This is a genomic window from Streptomyces sp. NPDC093065 (assembly GCF_044754585.1).
Classification (GTDB): domain Bacteria; phylum Actinomycetota; class Actinomycetes; order Streptomycetales; family Streptomycetaceae; genus Streptomyces.
In genome coordinates this window covers 583,080-599,834 of the sequence record NZ_JBIVPJ010000001.1, presented here as the reverse complement: position 1 = coordinate 599,834, position 16,755 = coordinate 583,080, and the positions used below count along the sequence as shown (strand labels likewise).

12 protein-coding genes and 1 other RNA gene are annotated in these 16,755 nt (G+C 73.3%); 10 read left to right on the top strand and 3 right to left on the bottom strand.

Going from position 1 to position 16,755, the window contains the following annotated elements:
- Positions 1-70 precede the first annotated feature (70 nt).
- On the bottom strand, positions 71-3,928 hold the full coding sequence (locus ACIQFU_RS02590) for an FHA domain-containing protein (RefSeq protein ID WP_402548413.1): 3,858 nt from the start codon (positions 3,926-3,928) through the stop codon (positions 71-73).
- A gap of 396 nt (positions 3,929-4,324) precedes the next feature.
- Here ACIQFU_RS02590 and ACIQFU_RS02585 point away from each other — a divergent pair, with 396 nt between their 5' ends.
- The 4 genes from ACIQFU_RS02585 to ACIQFU_RS02570 all read left to right on the top strand — a co-directional run bounded on the left by ACIQFU_RS02585 (position 4,325) and on the right by ACIQFU_RS02570 (position 9,526).
- On the top strand, positions 4,325-5,956 hold the full coding sequence (locus tag ACIQFU_RS02585; RefSeq protein ID WP_402548412.1) for a serine/threonine-protein kinase: 1,632 nt from the start codon (positions 4,325-4,327) through the stop codon (positions 5,954-5,956).
- A 105-nt stretch (positions 5,957-6,061) separates the two neighbouring features.
- The gene (locus ACIQFU_RS02580) at positions 6,062-7,321 is read left to right on the top strand and encodes a serine/threonine-protein kinase (RefSeq protein WP_402548411.1); all 1,260 of its coding nucleotides are present in this window, start codon (positions 6,062-6,064) and stop codon (positions 7,319-7,321) included.
- A 76-nt stretch (positions 7,322-7,397) separates the two neighbouring features.
- Entirely contained in the window at positions 7,398-8,504 is a 1,107-nt protein-coding gene (gene prfB, locus ACIQFU_RS02575; RefSeq protein ID WP_402548410.1) for a peptide chain release factor 2, read from the top strand.
- A 326-nt stretch (positions 8,505-8,830) separates the two neighbouring features.
- On the top strand, positions 8,831-9,526 hold the full coding sequence (locus ACIQFU_RS02570; RefSeq protein WP_402548408.1) for a hypothetical protein: 696 nt from the start codon (positions 8,831-8,833) through the stop codon (positions 9,524-9,526).
- A 141-nt stretch (positions 9,527-9,667) separates the two neighbouring features.
- Here the strand turns inward: ACIQFU_RS02570 and ACIQFU_RS02565 are convergent, their stop codons facing one another.
- Positions 9,668-9,862, bottom strand: coding sequence for a hypothetical protein (locus ACIQFU_RS02565; RefSeq protein ID WP_402548407.1), 195 nt, complete (start codon positions 9,860-9,862; stop codon positions 9,668-9,670).
- Positions 9,863-10,075: 213 nt separating this feature from the next.
- On the opposite strand from ACIQFU_RS02565, the gene ftsE reads away from it, so the two are divergent.
- From ftsE to ssrA, 5 genes are all read left to right on the top strand, one after another.
- Entirely contained in the window at positions 10,076-10,765 is a 690-nt protein-coding gene (gene ftsE, locus ACIQFU_RS02560) for a cell division ATP-binding protein FtsE (protein ID WP_003975843.1), read from the top strand.
- A gap of 31 nt (positions 10,766-10,796) precedes the next feature.
- On the top strand, positions 10,797-11,714 hold the full coding sequence (ftsX, locus tag ACIQFU_RS02555; protein ID WP_402548406.1) for a permease-like cell division protein FtsX: 918 nt from the start codon (positions 10,797-10,799) through the stop codon (positions 11,712-11,714).
- A gap of 68 nt (positions 11,715-11,782) precedes the next feature.
- Entirely contained in the window at positions 11,783-12,982 is a 1,200-nt protein-coding gene (locus ACIQFU_RS02550; RefSeq protein WP_402548405.1) for a S41 family peptidase, read from the top strand.
- Positions 12,983-13,028: 46 nt separating this feature from the next.
- Positions 13,029-13,508, top strand: coding sequence for an SsrA-binding protein SmpB (smpB, locus tag ACIQFU_RS02545; protein ID WP_007450171.1), 480 nt, complete (start codon positions 13,029-13,031; stop codon positions 13,506-13,508).
- A 93-nt stretch (positions 13,509-13,601) separates the two neighbouring features.
- Positions 13,602-14,001, top strand: a transfer-messenger RNA (tmRNA) gene (gene ssrA, locus ACIQFU_RS02540).
- 167 nt (positions 14,002-14,168) lie between these two features.
- Here ssrA and ACIQFU_RS02535 read toward each other — a convergent pair.
- Positions 14,169-15,464, bottom strand: a complete 1,296-nt coding sequence (locus ACIQFU_RS02535) for an MFS transporter (RefSeq protein ID WP_402548404.1) — start codon at positions 15,462-15,464, stop codon at positions 14,169-14,171.
- Between the two features lie 83 nt (positions 15,465-15,547).
- On the opposite strand from ACIQFU_RS02535, the gene stgR reads away from it, so the two are divergent.
- Positions 15,548-16,519, top strand: coding sequence for a LysR family transcriptional regulator StgR (gene stgR, locus ACIQFU_RS02530; RefSeq protein ID WP_402548402.1), 972 nt, complete (start codon positions 15,548-15,550; stop codon positions 16,517-16,519).
- Positions 16,520-16,755 lie beyond the last annotated feature (236 nt).

The following is a 16,755-nucleotide window of genomic DNA, read 5'->3' as shown; positions in this document are numbered from 1 at the left end:
CCGCGAGCGGACAGCCGTACCGCCTGCCCGCCCCGTCCCATCGCCGGACCCGCGCGAAACCGGACGCGGGTCACAGGAGCGACGGGACCTCCGCCGCCGAGACCTCGCGGGCCGCCCGCTCCAGGGCGCTGGCCAGCAGGGCCAAGTCGGTCGGGCCGTTGCCCAGTTCGCGGACCGGGCGGCGGGTGGGCGGGTCGCCCATGCGGTGCCACTCCAGGGGGACCACCGTGGGGCGCAGGGTCGCCGTGCGCGGGATGCGGCCCGTGACGCGGCCGCCCTGGAAGGCGGTGGTGCGTCCGTCGGGGTGGGTCAACCGGCCGCGTCCGGGCATCGGTTCGTCCGGGCCCGGCACGGGTGTGTCCAGGGTGACGCGCAGAGTCGCGCGCAGGGCGGGCTCCGTGCTCTCCGTACGGCCGCCGGGAGCGGTGGCGGCCACCAGGTGGACGCCGAGCCGCTCGCCCTCCCGCGCGACGGCCTCCAGGGCGCGCATCACCGACCCCGCGGCGGGGCGCCCCGGGGAACCGAGCGGGGGAGTGACCAGGGCGTCGAGGTCGTCGACGACCACGACCAGGCGAGGGAGGGGAGGAACGGGTCCTGTGCGGCGTTCGGCGGCGGGCCGCAGGCGCAGGGTGGAGCTGGGCGGGGACTCGACGTCACCGGAGCCGGAGACCGGCGCGGGCCCCGCCGGTGTCGGCGTGCGCTGGGCGACCAGGCGGCCCGAGACCTCGCGGCCGGTGTGCCACTCGGCGAAGTCCGACCGTCCGAGCAGCTCGGCGCGGCGCTTCAGCTCGGCGCTCAGGGACTGGGCGAACTCCCGCATGCGCACCGGGTCGTTGGCGGTGAGGTGGGTGGTGACGTGCGGTACGTCCGTGCACACGCGCAGACCCTCGCCGTGGGCGCCGCCGGAACTCACGCTGTCGCGGCCGTCCATGAGGACGATGCCGAGCCGGTCGGGGCGTTCGGCCGAGGCGAGCGAGGCGACGAGCGCCCGCAGCAGCTCGGTGCGGCCGCTGCCGGGCGGGCCCTCGATCAGCAGGTGCGGCCCCTCGGCGACCAGGTCGGCCGGGACGGGACCGCGCGGACCGGCGCCCAGCACCGCCTGCGCGCGTCCCCCGAGGGACGCCGTGTCGTCGGCCGCGGCGGCCCAGCGGGCCATCAGGGAGGCGGGGGTGGCGCGGGCCAGGCCCAGTTCGTCCAGGAGCCGGGCCGTCTGGGGGAGCGGTGCGGACACGCGCGCGTGGTGCTCGCCGCCGCCCGCGGCGGTGTCCGCGCGCAGCGGGGCCAGGGCGCGCGCGAAGCGCTCGGCCCAGGGCAGGGAGACGGCGTCCAGCGTGCCGAGGGTGCCGTGCCCGACCGGTCCTGCGGGAGCGGCCGGGGCGCTCGTCTCCGGGTCCGTGCCCGCGTTCGTGCCGGTACGGGCGACGCGCAGCAGCCGCAGGGTCGTCGCCACGTCGCCGCTGAGCAGCGCCACGGCACCGCACTCCCGGAACACCGGAGCCACCGCGCAGGCGGCCTCGTACGTCCGCGCCACCGGGGACGTCGGGGAGGCGGCGGCCGTCTCGGCGAGGCACACGACGTGGACACCGGCGCGCGGCCCCTCCAGGGCCAGCCGCGTCACCGCCTCGCGCACGTCGGCACCGCCGGGGTCCCCGTCCACGACGACCACGGTGTACGGGCCGGTGCAGCCGCCGGCCGGGTCGGTCCCTTCGCCGGGGCGCGCCCAGGAGGGCTGCCGCCGGGCGGACCCGGCTGCCGTGTCCGGGTGGCCGGCCGAGTCCTGGGGGTGTGCTCCGGACCGGGCCGCGTCCGCGAGGCGGTCGTCCAGGCGGCGCAGGAGTTCGTCGGCGCGGGCCGTGGCCTGTTCGCGGTCGTGGGCGAGCAGCAGGCGGCAGTCCTGGCTGTGTCCCGGGCGCACCTGGGGCAGCCAGCCGAGCCAGGACCACTCGGCGGTCCGCTCGGCGAGCGGACGGGAGCGGTCCGCGCTGATCAGAACGATCTCCAGGGTGTCGGCGGAGTGCAGCGCGGCGAGCTGGGCCAGCACCGAGCGGGCCAGCCCGGTGAGCCGGTCCCGCGGGCCCGCGAGGCCGAGTGCGCCGACCTCGCGCAGGTCGGCGGTGACCGGCACCGCCGGCAGCGGGGCGTCACCGCCCGGCGCCAGCCGGTCGGCCGTACCGAGCCGCACGGTGAGCGCCTCCGGGTGCCCCGGGCCGCGCTCCCACAGCCGGGGGCCCGGCCCCAGCGCCGTCAGCAGCAGCGAGGCGGGGTCCGGCCAGGTCTCGGGGGCGTGCGAGGTGCCGGCCGGGGCCGCCGGTGCCGGTCCGGTCACCGCGTCGTCGTACGGGTGGGCGCCGGACGCGTCGGTCTCCGGAGCACCGCCCCGGCCGCCGGCCAGCCGCCGTGCCCACGCCCCTATCCCACCGCGCCTGCGCACTTCCTGCGGCACGTCGGTGCCGCGCAGGGGAGTCCCCTTGCGGCCGGTCCGTGCGCCCGGTGCGGTACCGGTGCCGCTTCCGGTGCGGTCGTCCGGCGCGGCGCCGCCTCCCCGGCCGCGAGTGCCGACGGAACGGCGGTCCGTCTCCCCGGCCGCGCCCGTACGGGAACCGCGCGCACCGGAGGGGGCAGCACCGGCCCCGCCGACGCCGTACCCGCGCGGTGCGGCGGAACCGGGGCCGTGCGTGTCCCGCTCGGGCGTGCCGGCGCGGGGCGTGCCCTCGGCCGGGGTGCCCGCGCCGTACCCGCCCGGCGCGGAAGCGTCCCGGCCGTGCCCGTCCCCGCCCGGCGTGCCCGGTGGGGGAGTGCGGTGCCCCGCCGCGCGGTGTCCGCCGGTCGCGTACGACCCCGCGCCCTGCGCGCCGCCGTGCGTCTCGCCCACGGCGGGGGACTGCCGGGGCAGGCCCGCCGTGGGGCCGGTGCCGTGGCTCTCGATGCGGGGCGCGCCGCCCTGCCCGGGGACCTGCGGCGACTCGGCGGGCGCCGCGTCCGCGCCGTACGGCGAGGTGCCGTACGCGTGGTGGGTCCGCCCCCCGGGCGCGGTGGTGCCGTCGGGCCCCGTGCCCCGGGTGCCGTGGGCGGTGGCGTCCGGCGCGGCGCCCGGCCCGCCGCCCGCCCGCGCGGCTCCGGACGGACCCGTCGCGCGGGAGCGGTCGCACGCACCGCCGGGTCCCCCCGCGCCGTCGGTCACGCGCGCGTGGACCACCGCGTCTCCGTCGCCCGCTTCGGGCGCCCGGTACCCGGACAGCCGTACGTGTCCCTCCCCGTCCGGCGTCGTCGCCACCCGCACCTCCGCCGCCGGCGGCACCGGCACGAGCCGCAGGGCCGACTCGCCGATCCGCAGCAGCGCGCCCGGCGCGAAGCGGACCGGGCGCTCGCCGACGCGGACGCCGTCAAGGGTGGTGCCGTTGGTGGAGCCGAGGTCGGCGACCGAGACGCGGGCGTCGGGACCGACGGTCACCGCGCAGTGCATGCGGGAGACGTCCGGGTCGTCGAGCGCGACGTCGGCGTCGGCGGAGCGGCCGAGCCGGATCTGGCCGCCGTGCAGGAGGTGGACGCCGCCCGCGTCGGGACCCGCGACCACGTGGAGCTGGGCGGGGACGTCCGCCGGCTCGGTGTGCGGGTCGGGCTCGCCCGGGGCGCCGAGGCAGAGCACGGCACCGTCGATCAGCGGGGGCTCGCCCAGGGTGCTGCGCTGGGCGTCGAGGCGCTGCGCACCCGCGTACAGCACCACCTGGCCGGAGCCCGCGCCCTCGCCGGGGAGTGTGGCGGCCAGCGCGGAGGCGACCGCGGCCAGGGCCGTGCCGGCCGGCGCGGTGACGAGCACGTCACAACGCGCGGCGCGGCCCCCCACCCAAGCGTTCGGAGCAGCCGAGTCGGCGGGAGCAGCCGGGGCATGCGGGCCCAGCGGGTCTACGACGGTCAGCCGGATCTGCATCGCCGTAAGCGGTCCCTTCGCGCGGGCGCCCGCACACCGGGACGGAAGCCGCCACCACGGTCCCCCACCGCGGACTTCCCCCACCGTCACACGAGCACGTCGGCCAGTACTGCAGGCATCCTCGCACCTGCCACTGACAACGCGCCCGCCGCCCGCCGCCAAATGATCTTGATTGGTCGGCTCTGCCCCCAAAAATGCCTGACGAGTGCGCTGCGGATGATCGAATGCCGTCCGCTTGAGATCGGTCACGTTCGGGCATCGGCAACCAAGGGACCGGGTCGCGCGTCTTTCCTTCGAACGTGGTCCGGAGGCGGCATTACAGTTGGGTCCGACTGGGACCGACCGATTCTGCGACAGTGGGTCCGAACAGCCAGCAAGCAACTAGGAGCGCATGACGTGCGGCCGGTAGGCAGCAAGTACCTCCTCGAGGAGCCCCTCGGCCGCGGCGCCACGGGCACCGTCTGGCGGGCCCGCCAGCGCGAGACCGCGGGCGCCGAGGCGGCCGTGGCCGGACAGCCCGGCGAGACCGTCGCGATCAAGGTCCTCAAGGAGGAGCTGGCGAGCGACGCCGACATCGTGATGCGCTTCCTGCGCGAACGGTCCGTCCTGCTCCGGCTCACCCACCCCAACATCGTCCGGGTCCGCGACCTGGTCGTCGAGGGCGAGCTGCTGGCCCTCGTCATGGACCTCGTCGACGGCCCCGACCTCCACCGGTACCTGCGCGAAAACGGGCCGCTCACCCCGGTTGCCGCGGCCCTGCTCACCGCGCAGATCGCCGACGCCCTCGCCGCCAGCCACGCCGACGGCGTCGTCCACCGCGACCTGAAGCCGGCCAACGTCCTGCTGAAGCAGACCGGCGGCGAGATGCACCCGATGCTCACCGACTTCGGCATCGCCCGCCTCGCCGACTCGCCCGGCCTCACCCGCACCCACGAGTTCGTCGGCACGCCCGCGTACGTCGCGCCGGAGTCCGCCGAGGGCCGCCCGCAGACCTCCGCCGTCGACGTGTACGGCGCCGGCATCCTGCTGTACGAGCTGGTCACCGGCCGTCCCCCGTTCGGCGGCGGCTCGGCCCTCGAAGTGCTGCACCAGCACCTGAGCGCCGAACCGCGCCGCCCCTCCACCGTCCCCGACCCGCTGTGGACGGTCATCGAGCGCTGCCTGCGCAAGAACCCCGACGAACGCCCCAGCGCCGAGAACCTCGCGCGCGGTCTGCGCGTCGTCGCCGAGGGCATCGGTGTGCACGCGAACAGCGCGCAGATCGGCGCTGCCGAGAGCGTGGGCGCCCTCCTCGCTCCCGACCCGGCGCCCGCGCAGGTCCCCGGCGACCCCGGCGCCGCCTACGACCCGAACGGCGCGACCAGCGTCCTGCCGCACACCGGAGGGCCGGCGGGCGCCGCCGACCCCACCGCCGTACTCCCGCACACCGGGGCCGCCGACCCGACCGCGGTCATGCCTCCGGTGCCGCCGGGACAGCCCGGCGCCGCTGGACCGGGCGGACCCGAGGACCCGCACCCCTGGCAGAACCAGCTGCGCGCCGCCCGCGACCGCAACGAGCAGACGCAGGTCCAGTACCTCGACCCCAACCAGGACCCGCTGCGCCGCCGCCCCCAGCGGCAGGTCTCCCGCCCGCAGCAGCAGCCGCGCCAGGCCCCCCAGGGCCCGCCGCCCCAGCAGCCCGGTTACGGCTACCCGCAGCAGCAGCAACCGCAGCGCTACGCCACCCCGCAGCCCCAGCAGCCGCAGCGGTACGCCCCGCCGCCCGTGCCCGAACCGCAGCAGCCCCGGCGCGAGCCCAGGCCGCCGCGGCAGCGCAGCGCCAACCCCATGCGCATCCCGGGCCTCGGCTGCCTCAAGGGATGCCTGTTCACGATCGTCATCCTGTTCGTGGCCGGGTGGCTGATCTGGGAGCTGAGCCCGCTCAAGGACTGGATCGGCACCGGCCAGGGCTACTGGGACCAGCTCACCGACTGGTTCACCACCGTGACCGACTGGATCGGGGACCTGGGCGGCTCCGGACAAGGCTGAGTCCGGAGACTTGTCGACATCCGGAGGGTGATTTCCGCCTCCGCGGTGAAGGCCGGCTCCTCGGGCGCGTACTTTTAGGCGCAACACGCGTCGGTAGGAGCAGTCTTGGCACGGAAGATCGGCAGCCGGTACACCGCCCACCAGATCCTCGGGCGGGGCAGCGCCGGCACGGTGTGGCTGGGCGAGGGTCCCGAGGGGCCCGTCGCGATCAAGCTGCTGCGCGAGGACCTGGCGTCCGACCAGGAGCTCGTCTCCCGCTTCGTGCAGGAGCGCACCGCCCTGCTCGGGCTGGAGCACCCGCACGTCGTCTCCGTGCGCGACCTGGTGGTCGACGGCAACGACCTCGCGCTGGTCATGGACCTGGTCCGCGGCACCGACCTGCGCACCCGGCTGGACCGGGAGCGGCGCCTGGCACCCGAGGCCGCGGCGGCCGTCGTCGCCGACGTCGCCGACGGACTGGCCGCCGCGCACGCCGCCGGGGTCGTGCACCGCGACGTCAAGCCCGAGAACGTACTGCTCGACATGCAGGGCCCGCTCGGTCCCGGCGGCGCGCACCCGGCGCTGCTGACGGACTTCGGGGTGGCCAAGCTCATCGACACCCCCCGCCGCACCCGCGCCACGAAGATCATCGGCACGCCCGACTACCTGGCCCCGGAGATCGTCGAGGGCCTGCCCCCGCGCGCGGCGGTCGACATCTACGCGCTGGCCACGGTCCTCTACGAGCTGCTCGCCGGCTTCACGCCGTTCGGCGGCGGCCACCCCGGCGCGGTGCTGCGCCGCCACGTGACCGAGACCGTCGTCCCGCTCCCCGGCATCCCCGACGAGCTGTGGCAGCTCCTCGTCCAGTGCCTCGCCAAGGCCCCGGCCTCCCGGCTGCGCGCCTCCGAGCTGAGCACCCGGCTGCGCGAGCTGCTGCCGATGCTCGCCGGAATGGGCCCGCTGGACGTGGACGAGCCCGACGCCGAGCAGCAGGAGGACGACCCCGACGAGTCCCCGGCGTCCCCGGCCGCCCCCGCGTCCGGCGACGCCGGGGAGCCCGTACGGCGCCGGGGGGCGGTGCCCCTGGTGCCGGGGGCCAAGCCTGCCGACTCCAACCGCGACACCCACACGTCGATGCGCGTCCCCGCCCCGGACGAGCTGGCCGGCGGCGCCCGCGGCACCGCCCGCGCCCCGCGCGCGGCGGGCGCCCCGCGTCCCGGATCGGCCCGCAACCGTGCCGCCGCGCGGCGGCGCCGGATCGCGGTGGGAGCGGGCGCGGTCGCCCTGGTGGCGGCGATCGGCGTCGGTACCTGGCTGGCCACGGGCGGCGACGAGGACGGCACCGGACCCCAGGACACACGGAACTCGGCACCGGCCTCTCCCTGAGGCCCGGACCGCCCCCGGCGCCCCTGCCCGCACCCGCAGGGCATGGACCGCGGGCCGGAGCCGTTACGCTGGATGCGTGGCAGTCGTCGATGTATCCGAAGAGCTGAAGTCCCTCTCCTCGACCATGGAGTCGATCGAGGCCGTCCTGGACCTCGACAAGTTGAGGGCAGACATCGCCGTGCTCGAGGAGCAGGCGGCAGCGCCCTCGCTGTGGGACGACCCGGAGGCGGCGCAGAAGATCACCAGCAGGCTCTCGCACCTCCAGGCCGAGGTCAGGAAGGCCGAGGCGCTGCGCGGCCGGATCGACGATCTCGGTGTGCTCTTCGAGATGGCCGAGGAGGAGGACGACCCGGACACCCGTGCCGAGGCCGAGTCCGAGCTCACGGCCGTCCGCAAGGCGCTGGACGAGATGGAGGTCCGCACCCTGCTCTCGGGCGAGTACGACGCGCGTGAGGCGCTCGTCAACATCCGCGCCGAGGCGGGTGGCGTGGACGCCGCCGACTTCGCCGAGAAGCTCCAGCGCATGTACCTGCGCTGGGCCGAGCAGCACGGCTACAAGACCGAGATCTACGAGACGTCGTACGCGGAGGAGGCCGGCATCAAGTCGACCACCTTCGCCGTGCAGTCGCCGTACGCCTACGGCACCCTCTCCGTCGAGCAGGGCACGCACCGGCTGGTGCGCATCTCGCCCTTCGACAACCAGGGGCGCCGCCAGACCTCCTTCGCGGGCGTCGAGATCCTCCCCGTGGTCGAGCAGACCGACCACATCGAGATCGACGAGTCCGAGCTGCGCGTGGACGTGTACCGCTCCTCCGGTCCCGGCGGCCAGGGCGTGAACACCACCGACTCGGCGGTGCGCCTCACCCACATCCCCACCGGCATCGTCGTCTCCTGCCAGAACGAGCGCTCCCAGATCCAGAACAAGGCCACCGCCATGAACGTCCTCCAGGCCAAGCTCCTGGAGCGGCGCCGCCAGGAGGAGCAGGCCAAGATGGATGCCCTCAAGGGCGACGGGGGCAACTCCTGGGGCAACCAGATGCGTTCGTACGTGCTGCACCCTTACCAGATGGTCAAGGACCTGCGCACGGAGCACGAAGTGGGCAACCCCGAGGCCGTGTTCAACGGCGAGATCGACGGTTTCCTCGAGGCCGGCATTCGCTGGCGCAAGCAGCAGGAGAAGTAACGCCAGGCGGAATCGCCGCTTTGTCGACAAGGCAACTGCCGTCCCTCGGGCGGCAGTTGCCTTTTGTCTGCCCGCTGTTCGCCGGTGATGTCTGGGTTTTGCATCACACTCACACGCTTTGTGTCCGGCATACATCCCGTACCTGGACATCGCGTACGCAATGGCCTTGACGTTGCTTTGAACATTCGGAATGGTGAGGCGCGGCATGCGTATTTCTGGGGCGCATGTGAACCGGGGGGCTTGAGCACACATGCAGCCGCCCCCCGTCGATCACGGCCCCCGAGTGCGGCCTCACCGACTAATCGGCTACTGGGGGTAGCAACTACATGACGAAGAAGACGCGCATCCGTGTCGCGCGCATCGCGGCCGGCGCCGTGATCGCGGCCGGCGCCTCGCTGACCGCCGCGGGTGCCGCATCGGCGCTCGAGATTGGCGTCAGCGCGGGCTCCAGCGGCAGCGGTATCGGCCTCGGCGTGAGCGTCCAGGGAGACGACGACCCGACGGACGACCCCACCATCCCGACGGACCCGAACGACCCGACGGACGACCCGACGGATCCGACCGATCCCACGGACGACCCCACCATCCCGACGGACCCGACGGATCCCACGGACCCGACCGATCCCACGGATCCGACGGACCCCACCGATCCCACGGACCCGACCGACCCGGGGACGACCGACCCGACCGACCCGGGCACCACTGACCCGACGAACCCGACCGACCCGGGCAACGGCGGCGGCAACGGTGGCGGCGGCAACGGCGGGGGCGACAACACCTCCCCCGACGGTGGTGGCAACGACAACGTCGCCCAGGACCAGGGCTCCTCGGCCCTGACCGACACCGGCGAGCAGGCCCCGGCCTCCGACACCTCTGCCCAGGGCAACGGTGAGGAGCTCGCCGAGACCGGCGCCGCGGAGACCACGTTCCTGCTGGTCGGCGCCGCGACGATGATCGCCGGCGGCATCGGCTTCCGCTTCCTGCCGCGTCTGATGAACGGCCGCGGCGGGGCTGCTGCCTGACGGTAGTCGTCCGCGTACGCACCGCGCACGCAGACGAAGGGGCCCGGAGCGTCACCGCTCCGGGCCCCTTCCGCGTCTTCAGGGTCCGCGTCGTCCCCGCGAGTCCGTGTCCTGGGGGCGCTGAGGGCCGCTCCAGGCCCGTCAGGCGGCCCGCTGGGCCAGCAGGGCCACCGCCGCGACCAGCACCGCCAGCAGCGCGACCAGCGCCACCGGGTTCAGTCCCGCGAAGAAGTTGCTCTCCTGCTGCAGCCGCTCGCGATTGGCCCGGCACACCGGGCACCTGCCCTCACTCACGGGCGCCGCGCAGTTCGCGCACACCAACCGGTCGTACGTCATGCGCTCGCCCTCCTTGCCACCGGCTCCCTCTGAACAACGCCCGCGACGGTACGAACGTTCCCCTTCCACTGTGCCAGGTTCCATGGGGCCCCGCGCGCCCTCCCGTGGGGACAAAACACGCAACTGATACGCAACCCCGACCGGTGACTGCGGTCGGCTCCCCGGTTCGCGTATGGTCACGCACATCTACCCCCGGCGACCCGTGGTGCATCCGTGATCCGATTCGACAACGTCTCCAAGGTCTACCCCAAACAGAGCCACCCAGCCCTCAGGGATGTCTCCCTGGAGGTCGAGAAGGGCGAGTTCGTCTTCCTCGTGGGATCCTCCGGTTCGGGAAAGTCCACCTTCCTGCGGCTGATCCTCCGCGAGGAGCGGTGCAGCCACGGACAGGTGCATGTGCTGGGCAAGGACCTCGCCCGCCTGTCCAACTGGAAGGTGCCGCAGATGCGGCGCCAGCTGGGGACGGTGTTCCAGGACTTCCGCCTGCTGCCGAACAAGACGGTCGGCGAGAACGTCGCCTTCGCGCAGGAGGTCATCGGCAAGTCCCGCGGGGAGATCCGCAAGTCCGTGCCGCAGGTCCTCGACCTCGTCGGACTCGGCGGCAAGGAGGACCGCAGGCCCGGCGAGCTGTCCGGCGGTGAGCAGCAGCGCGTCGCCATCGCCCGCGCCTTCGTCAACCGGCCCAAGCTGCTGATCGCCGACGAACCCACGGGCAACCTCGACCCGCAGACCTCCGTCGGCATCATGAAGCTGCTCGACCGCATCAACCGGACGGGCACCACCGTGGTGATGGCCACGCACGACCAGAACATCGTGGACCAGATGCGCAAGCGCGTCATCGAGCTGGAGAAGGGCCGCCTCGTCCGGGACCAGGCACGCGGTGTCTACGGCTACCAGCACTGACGACGAGGAACGAAAGGCTTAACGAGACGCCATGCGCGCCCAGTTCGTAGTCTCGGAGATCGGTGTCGGTCTTCGCCGCAACCTGACGATGACCTTCGCGGTGATCGTATCGGTCGCCCTGTCCCTGGCCCTGTTCGGCGGTTCGCTGCTGATGAGCGACCAGGTCAACAACATGAAGGGCTACTGGTACGACAAGGTCAACGTCTCGGTCTTCCTCTGCAACAAGAGCGACGCGGAGTCCGATCCCAACTGCGCCAAGGGCGCGGTGACCGAGGACCAGAAGAAGCAGATCATGTCCGACCTCGACGAGATGACCGTCGTCGACAAGGTCACGTACGAGTCGCAGGACGAGGCGTACAAGCACTACAAGGAGCAGTTCGGCGACTCGCCGCTGGCCAGCTCCCTCACGCCGGACCAGATGCAGGAGTCCTACCGGATCAAGCTCAAGGACCCGGAGAAGTACCAGGTCATCGCGACCGCCTTCGACGGCCGTGAGGGCGTGCAGTCCGTGCAGGACCAGAAGGGCATCCTGGACAACCTCTTCGGCCTCCTCAACGGCATGAACTGGGCCGCCCGCGCGGTGATGGCCCTCATGCTCGTCGTCGCCCTGATGCTGATCGTCAACACCGTGCGCGTCTCGGCGTTCAGCCGGCGCCGCGAGACCGGCATCATGCGCCTGGTCGGCGCGTCGGGCTTCTACATCCAGGCGCCGTTCATCATGGAGGCGGCGGTCGCCGGACTCATCGGCGGTGGTGTCGCCTGCGGATTCCTGGTGATCGCCAGGTACTTCATCATCGATCACGGACTGGCGCTGTCCGAGAAGCTGAACCTGATCAACTTCATCGGCTGGGACGCCGTCCTGACGAAGCTGCCGCTGATCCTGGCCACGAGTCTGCTGATGCCCGCGTTGGCGGCGTTCTTCGCGTTGCGCAAGTACCTGAAGGTGTGACACATACCAAGGGGGTCGCACGGTCAAGCGACCGTGCGGCCCCTGTGCGTTGTCCTAGACTCACCGGCATGTCAGGTCGTGACCTGTTCTGTCAGCCCCGTCGCGCACGCCACGGGGCCGCCCTGACCTTGGTGTTCGCGAGCGTGCTCGTCGCGGGCGGGGCCACCGGGTCGCTCCCCGGCACGGACCGCAAGTCCGAGCCCGGCGCCGCCCGTTCGGCCTCCCAGGCCGGCCGGCAGGCACCGCACGACGACGTCGCCCGCGCGGCGGCCGAGGCCATGGCCGACGGCAAGTCCCCCGTGGAGGCCGCCGAACGCGCGGTCAGCCGCAGCGGGGACCGCTGGGGCGCCATCTACTCACAGGGCGAGTACGAGGAGTTGGAGGACGCCCTCGACGGCCGGTACACCGGCGTCGGGCTCTCCGCGCGCCGGGAGCGGGACGGCCGTATCGAGGTGACCCGGGTGCGCACCGGCTCGCCCGCCGCCGACGCCGGAATCCGCGAGGGTGACCGCCTGCGCAGCGTGGACGGCGAGCGGGTCGACGGGCGGCCCGTCACCGAGGTCGTCTCCATACTCCGCGGCGACACCGAGCGGGAGCCCGCAGGCACCGCCGTCCGGCTGGGCCTGGAGCGCGGCACGCGCGCGTGGACCGAGACCGTGCGACGCGCCAGGCTGTCCACGGACCCCGTGAGCGTCCGCACGCTCGCCGACGGCCTCACCGTCGTCAAGGTCACCTCCTTCACCAAGGGCGTCGGCGCACAGGTGCGCGGGGCCGCGGCGCGGGTGCCGTCCGGCGCCGGCCTCGTCCTCGACCTGCGCGGCAACTCCGGCGGCCTGGTCACCGAGGCCGTGACCGCGGCCTCCGCCTTCCTCGACGGCGGCCTGGTCGCCACGTACGACGTCGACGGCGACCAGCGGGCCCTGCACGCCGAACCCGGCGGCGACACCACCAGACCCCTGGTCGCGCTCGTCGACGGTGGCACGATGAGCGCCGCCGAGCTGCTCACCGGGGCCCTCCAGGACCGCGGCCGGGCGGTCGTCGTGGGCTCCCGCACCTTCGGCAAGGGCTCGGTGCAGATGCCGAGCAGGCTGCCCGGCGGCTCGGTGGCCGAGCTGACCGTGGGCCACTACCGCACCCCGTCCGGCCGCGGCGTCGACGGCACGGGCATCACGCCCGACCTGGAGGCCGACCCGACGGACCCGGCCGCCCTCGAGCGGGCCCGGACGGTGCTGAGCGGGCTGGGGCGCGAGGCGGACGACCCCGCGTAATCGGCTTTCCGAAGGACCCCTCCGTAGTGCCAAAATGGACCGCACTATGGCTAAGGAAAAAGGGCGCAAGCTGATCGCGCAGAACAAGAAGGCGCGGCACGACTACCAGATCCTCGACACCTACGAGGCCGGCCTCGTGCTGTCGGGTACCGAGGTGAAGTCGCTGCGCCAGGGGCGGGCCTCGCTGGTCGACGGCTTCGTGCAGTTGGACGGTCACGAAGCGTGGCTGCACAACGTGCACGTGCCGGAGTACAGCCAGGGCACCTGGACCAACCACAGCGCTCGACGCAAGCGGAAGCTGCTGCTGCACCGCGTGGAGATCGACAAGCTGGAGTCGAAGTCCCAGGAGACCGGTCACACGATCGTGCCGCTGGCCCTCTACTTCAAGGACGGGCGGGCCAAGGTCGAGATCGCGCTGGCGCGCGGCAAGAAGGAGTACGACAAGCGGCAGACCCTCCGGGAGAAGCAGGACCGTCGCGAGGCGGAGCGGACGATCTCCGCGATCCGGCGCAAGCAGCGGGCCTGAGCCGCGGGAATAGGCTGGCACGTGCGTGCGTTGGTCACGTACGATGGCAAGCGCACCTCACAGCAGGTGTGACTGTGATTGAAAAATCAACATGGGGATGATCGGTTTCGACAGCGGCTGTCGAAGCAGGGGAAGCGTGTCGAGGAAGCGGCCATGATCTCGTAAACCACAGGCCGAAAAAAATAATCGCCAACACCAAGCGCGATTCCTCCCAGCAGGCCTTCGCCCTCGCTGCCTGATCTCAGGTAGCGAAGCGAGCCTCCTACTAAGGGAGTGTCAGCCCGGGGCTGTTCCCGACCCGGATCCTGGCATCAGCTAGGGGACTAAACCTTGATCCCGGTCACGGGGTGAAGAGGGAAACCAAACAGTGACTGGGCCCGTCGGAGACTTGTTCGCGTGATCTCCGGGGCCGAGAAAATCGAAGCGGACTGCACACGGAGAAGCCCTGGTTCCGCACCGTTGGACGCGGGTTCGATTCCCGCCATCTCCACGAGGTCGAGGGCGACGTGTGCTCGCGGTAAGCGCGAGCACACGTCACCCTCGACGTTTTTGCGCGGCTTCGCCGCGCGCCGCGGGGGCTCCGCCACCCGCACCCCCTTTACAGAGGGAAACCCCCTGGGTCACCGGCCACGTGCCGGCGGCCCGGGGGGTTTTCGCGTTCTACGGTGTCCGGCGGGTGGGCAGGAGGGCGAGGAGCAGGGCCAGTGCCGCCGCCGTGACCGGTACGCCGTAGGCGGCGGTGGGGGAGAGGTGCTCCACCGTCCAGCCGCCCGCCGCGCTGCCGCAGGCGATGCCGCCGAGCAGGCCGGTCACCGCGAGGGTCATGCCCTCGTTCAGGCGGCCCTCCGGGGTGCGGTGCTGGACCAGGGTCATCGTGGTGACCATCGTCGGGGCCGTCGCCATCCCGCCGATCAGGAGGGTGAGCGCCAGCAGGGGCAGCGAGCCGCTGAGGGAGGCCGCGAGCAGCGGCAGCGTCAGCAGGGCCGTCATCGCGGCCACGCACCACGGCAGGCGGTGCTCGGCGGGTCCGGCGGGCTTGACGGCGCCGTAGAGCAGACCCGCGGCGCAGGAACCGGCCGCCTGCAGGGCGAGGACCGCACCGGCCGCCGCGCGGTGGCCCTGTGCGTCCGCGAACGCGATGGTGGTGACCTCCATGGCGCCGAAGACGCCGCCCATCGCCAGGCACACCACCAGCAGCGACGGGATGCCCGGGGCCCGGAAGGGCGCCTTCGCCGTGGGGCGCGGGCGGGCCGGCGGCTCGGTCGAACGCCGGGCGGTGAACAGCAGCATGCCGGTCACCAGCAGCACCATGCCCACGAGCGTGCCCGCCTCGGGGAACAACGCGGTGCACAGGAACGCCGCGAGGACCGGGCCGAGCATGAAGCACAGTTCGTCCGTGGCCTGCTCGAAGGAGTTCGCGGTGTGCAGCGCGTCCGCGTCGCCCCTCAGCAGGTGGGACCAGCGGGCGCGGGCCATGCCGCCGGTGTTGGGCGTCGTCGCGGTCGCGGCGTAGGCGGCGAACAGGGTCCAGGCGGGGGCCCCGTACCGGACGCACAGCAGCAGGGCGACCGAGCCCAGCGCGGCGAACAGGGTGGCGGGCACGGCCACCCGGGCCTGGCCGTACCGGTCCACGAGCCGCGCGGTCCACGGGGCGACCAGCGCCGTGGCCGCCAGCCCGGTCGCCGTGACCGCGCCGGCGAGGGCGTACGAACCACGGGTCCCGGCGATCATCACGACCGCACTCACGCTGAACATGCCCATCGGCAGCCGGGCGACGAGAGTCCCGATCGTGAAGGCCCGGGCGCCGGGTGTGGAGAGGAGGCGCCGGTACGGCCCGGGTGGCCGGCGCCGGATGCGGGGGCGGAAGTCGGCCGCGACCACGGTGTCGGCGGTGACGGCCAGGAAGGGGGCGGGCGGAGCGGGGCGGGAGGGGCGCGGTGGGGTCGGCGTCGGCATGCGTCCACCGTCGCCCGGCGGTGATCAGGGGGTCCAACACCTGCTCCGTGGCCATTCACGCACCCTCGTTGTAAATTCGCCGGATGCCCGCACCCGCCCACCTCGACCCCCGCCTCCTGCGCGCCTTCGTCGCCGTCGCCGAGGAGCTGCACTTCACCCGTGCCGCCGCCCGTCTCTACGTCGCCCAGCAGGCGCTCAGCAGGGACGTGCGACGCCTGGAGCGTGAGCTGGGCGCCGAACTGTTCGTCCGGACCACCCGGCAGGTGACGCCGACGGCGGACGGCGAGCGGCTGCTCCCGCACGCCCGCCGGGTCCTCCAGGCGCAGGACGACCTGCTCGCCGCCTTCGGACAGGCCCGCCCACTGCTGGTGGACCTCAACTCCCCCGGGCTGGCCACCGGCCGTCTCGTCCTGGAGCGGGCCCGTGCGCTCGCGCCCGAGCAGGAGCTGATGGCGCGTTACGAGAGCGGGCTGACCCACGCGGCCGGCGAACTGGTCGCGGGCCGTCTCGACGCTTCCTTCGGCCGGTTCGCGGGCCTCCCGGCGGCGCTGCGGGCGGGGCTCGGCCACCAGCCGGTGCGCTACGAGCCCATGGCGGTCGTGCTGCCCGAGGACCATCCGCTGGCCCGGCTGGCCCGGGTGCCGCTCTCCGCGCTCGCCGGGGAGAGCGTGTACGCGGGGGCCGGCAACCCGCGCACGACGGAGTGGACCGACCTCGCGCACCGCCTGTTCGAAGGACGCGGCATCCATGTGGCGCCCCCCGCACCGCTGGCGGTCGGTGACGAGGAGTTCCAGCGCATCATGGACAAGACGCGCAACCCGGTCCTGGCCGTGCAGAGCTTTCCGGCCATGCCTTCGACCGTGGTGCGCCCGCTCGTCGACCCTGTGCCGCTGTCGCCGGTGTCACTCGTGTGGCGAAAGGGACTGGTGCATCCGGCGCTCGACGCGCTGCGCCGGGCTGCGTCCCAGGTCGCGACCGAAAAGGGTTGGCTCGGGGCCCTCGGCGGAGGGTGGATTCCGGCCGCCGACGCCGCTGTGATGTCCGTCCACAAGTGACACGCGACAACCACACATCCTCCGCGTGCGCTACATTCTTTGCCTGAGCACGGTGTGATACAGGGGGCGCTCGAACCTGGTGGGGGCCGGTTCGGCCGACGAGTGCTCGGAGTCGTATGCGCACCCGGAAGTGTCCGTGGGGGGAAGTGCGCGCGCGTGAAGAATTGGCAAAAAGACGCCCAACCGGAGTGGCCCGAGGTCGAGTCCGGGGCTCGTGATCTCTCGGAGGCAGGACG

Bases quoted from the DNA above. Each gene is read 5' to 3' on its own strand.
- ACIQFU_RS02565 (WP_402548407.1), bottom strand. From the start codon at position 9,862: ATGACGTACGACCGGTTGGTGTGCGCGAACTGCGCGGCGCCCGTGAGT.
- ftsX (WP_402548406.1), top strand. From the start codon at position 10,797: ATGCGCGCCCAGTTCGTAGTCTCGGAGATCGGTGTCGGTCTTCGCCGC.
- stgR (WP_402548402.1), top strand. From the start codon at position 15,548: ATGCCCGCACCCGCCCACCTCGACCCCCGCCTCCTGCGCGCCTTCGTC.
- ACIQFU_RS02570 (WP_402548408.1), top strand. From the start codon at position 8,831: ATGACGAAGAAGACGCGCATCCGTGTCGCGCGCATCGCGGCCGGCGCC.
- ACIQFU_RS02535 (WP_402548404.1), bottom strand. From the start codon at position 15,464: ATGCCGACGCCGACCCCACCGCGCCCCTCCCGCCCCGCTCCGCCCGCC.
- ACIQFU_RS02590 (WP_402548413.1), bottom strand. From the start codon at position 3,928: ATGCAGATCCGGCTGACCGTCGTAGACCCGCTGGGCCCGCATGCCCCG.
- ACIQFU_RS02550 (WP_402548405.1), top strand. From the start codon at position 11,783: ATGTCAGGTCGTGACCTGTTCTGTCAGCCCCGTCGCGCACGCCACGGG.
- smpB (WP_007450171.1), top strand. From the start codon at position 13,029: ATGGCTAAGGAAAAAGGGCGCAAGCTGATCGCGCAGAACAAGAAGGCG.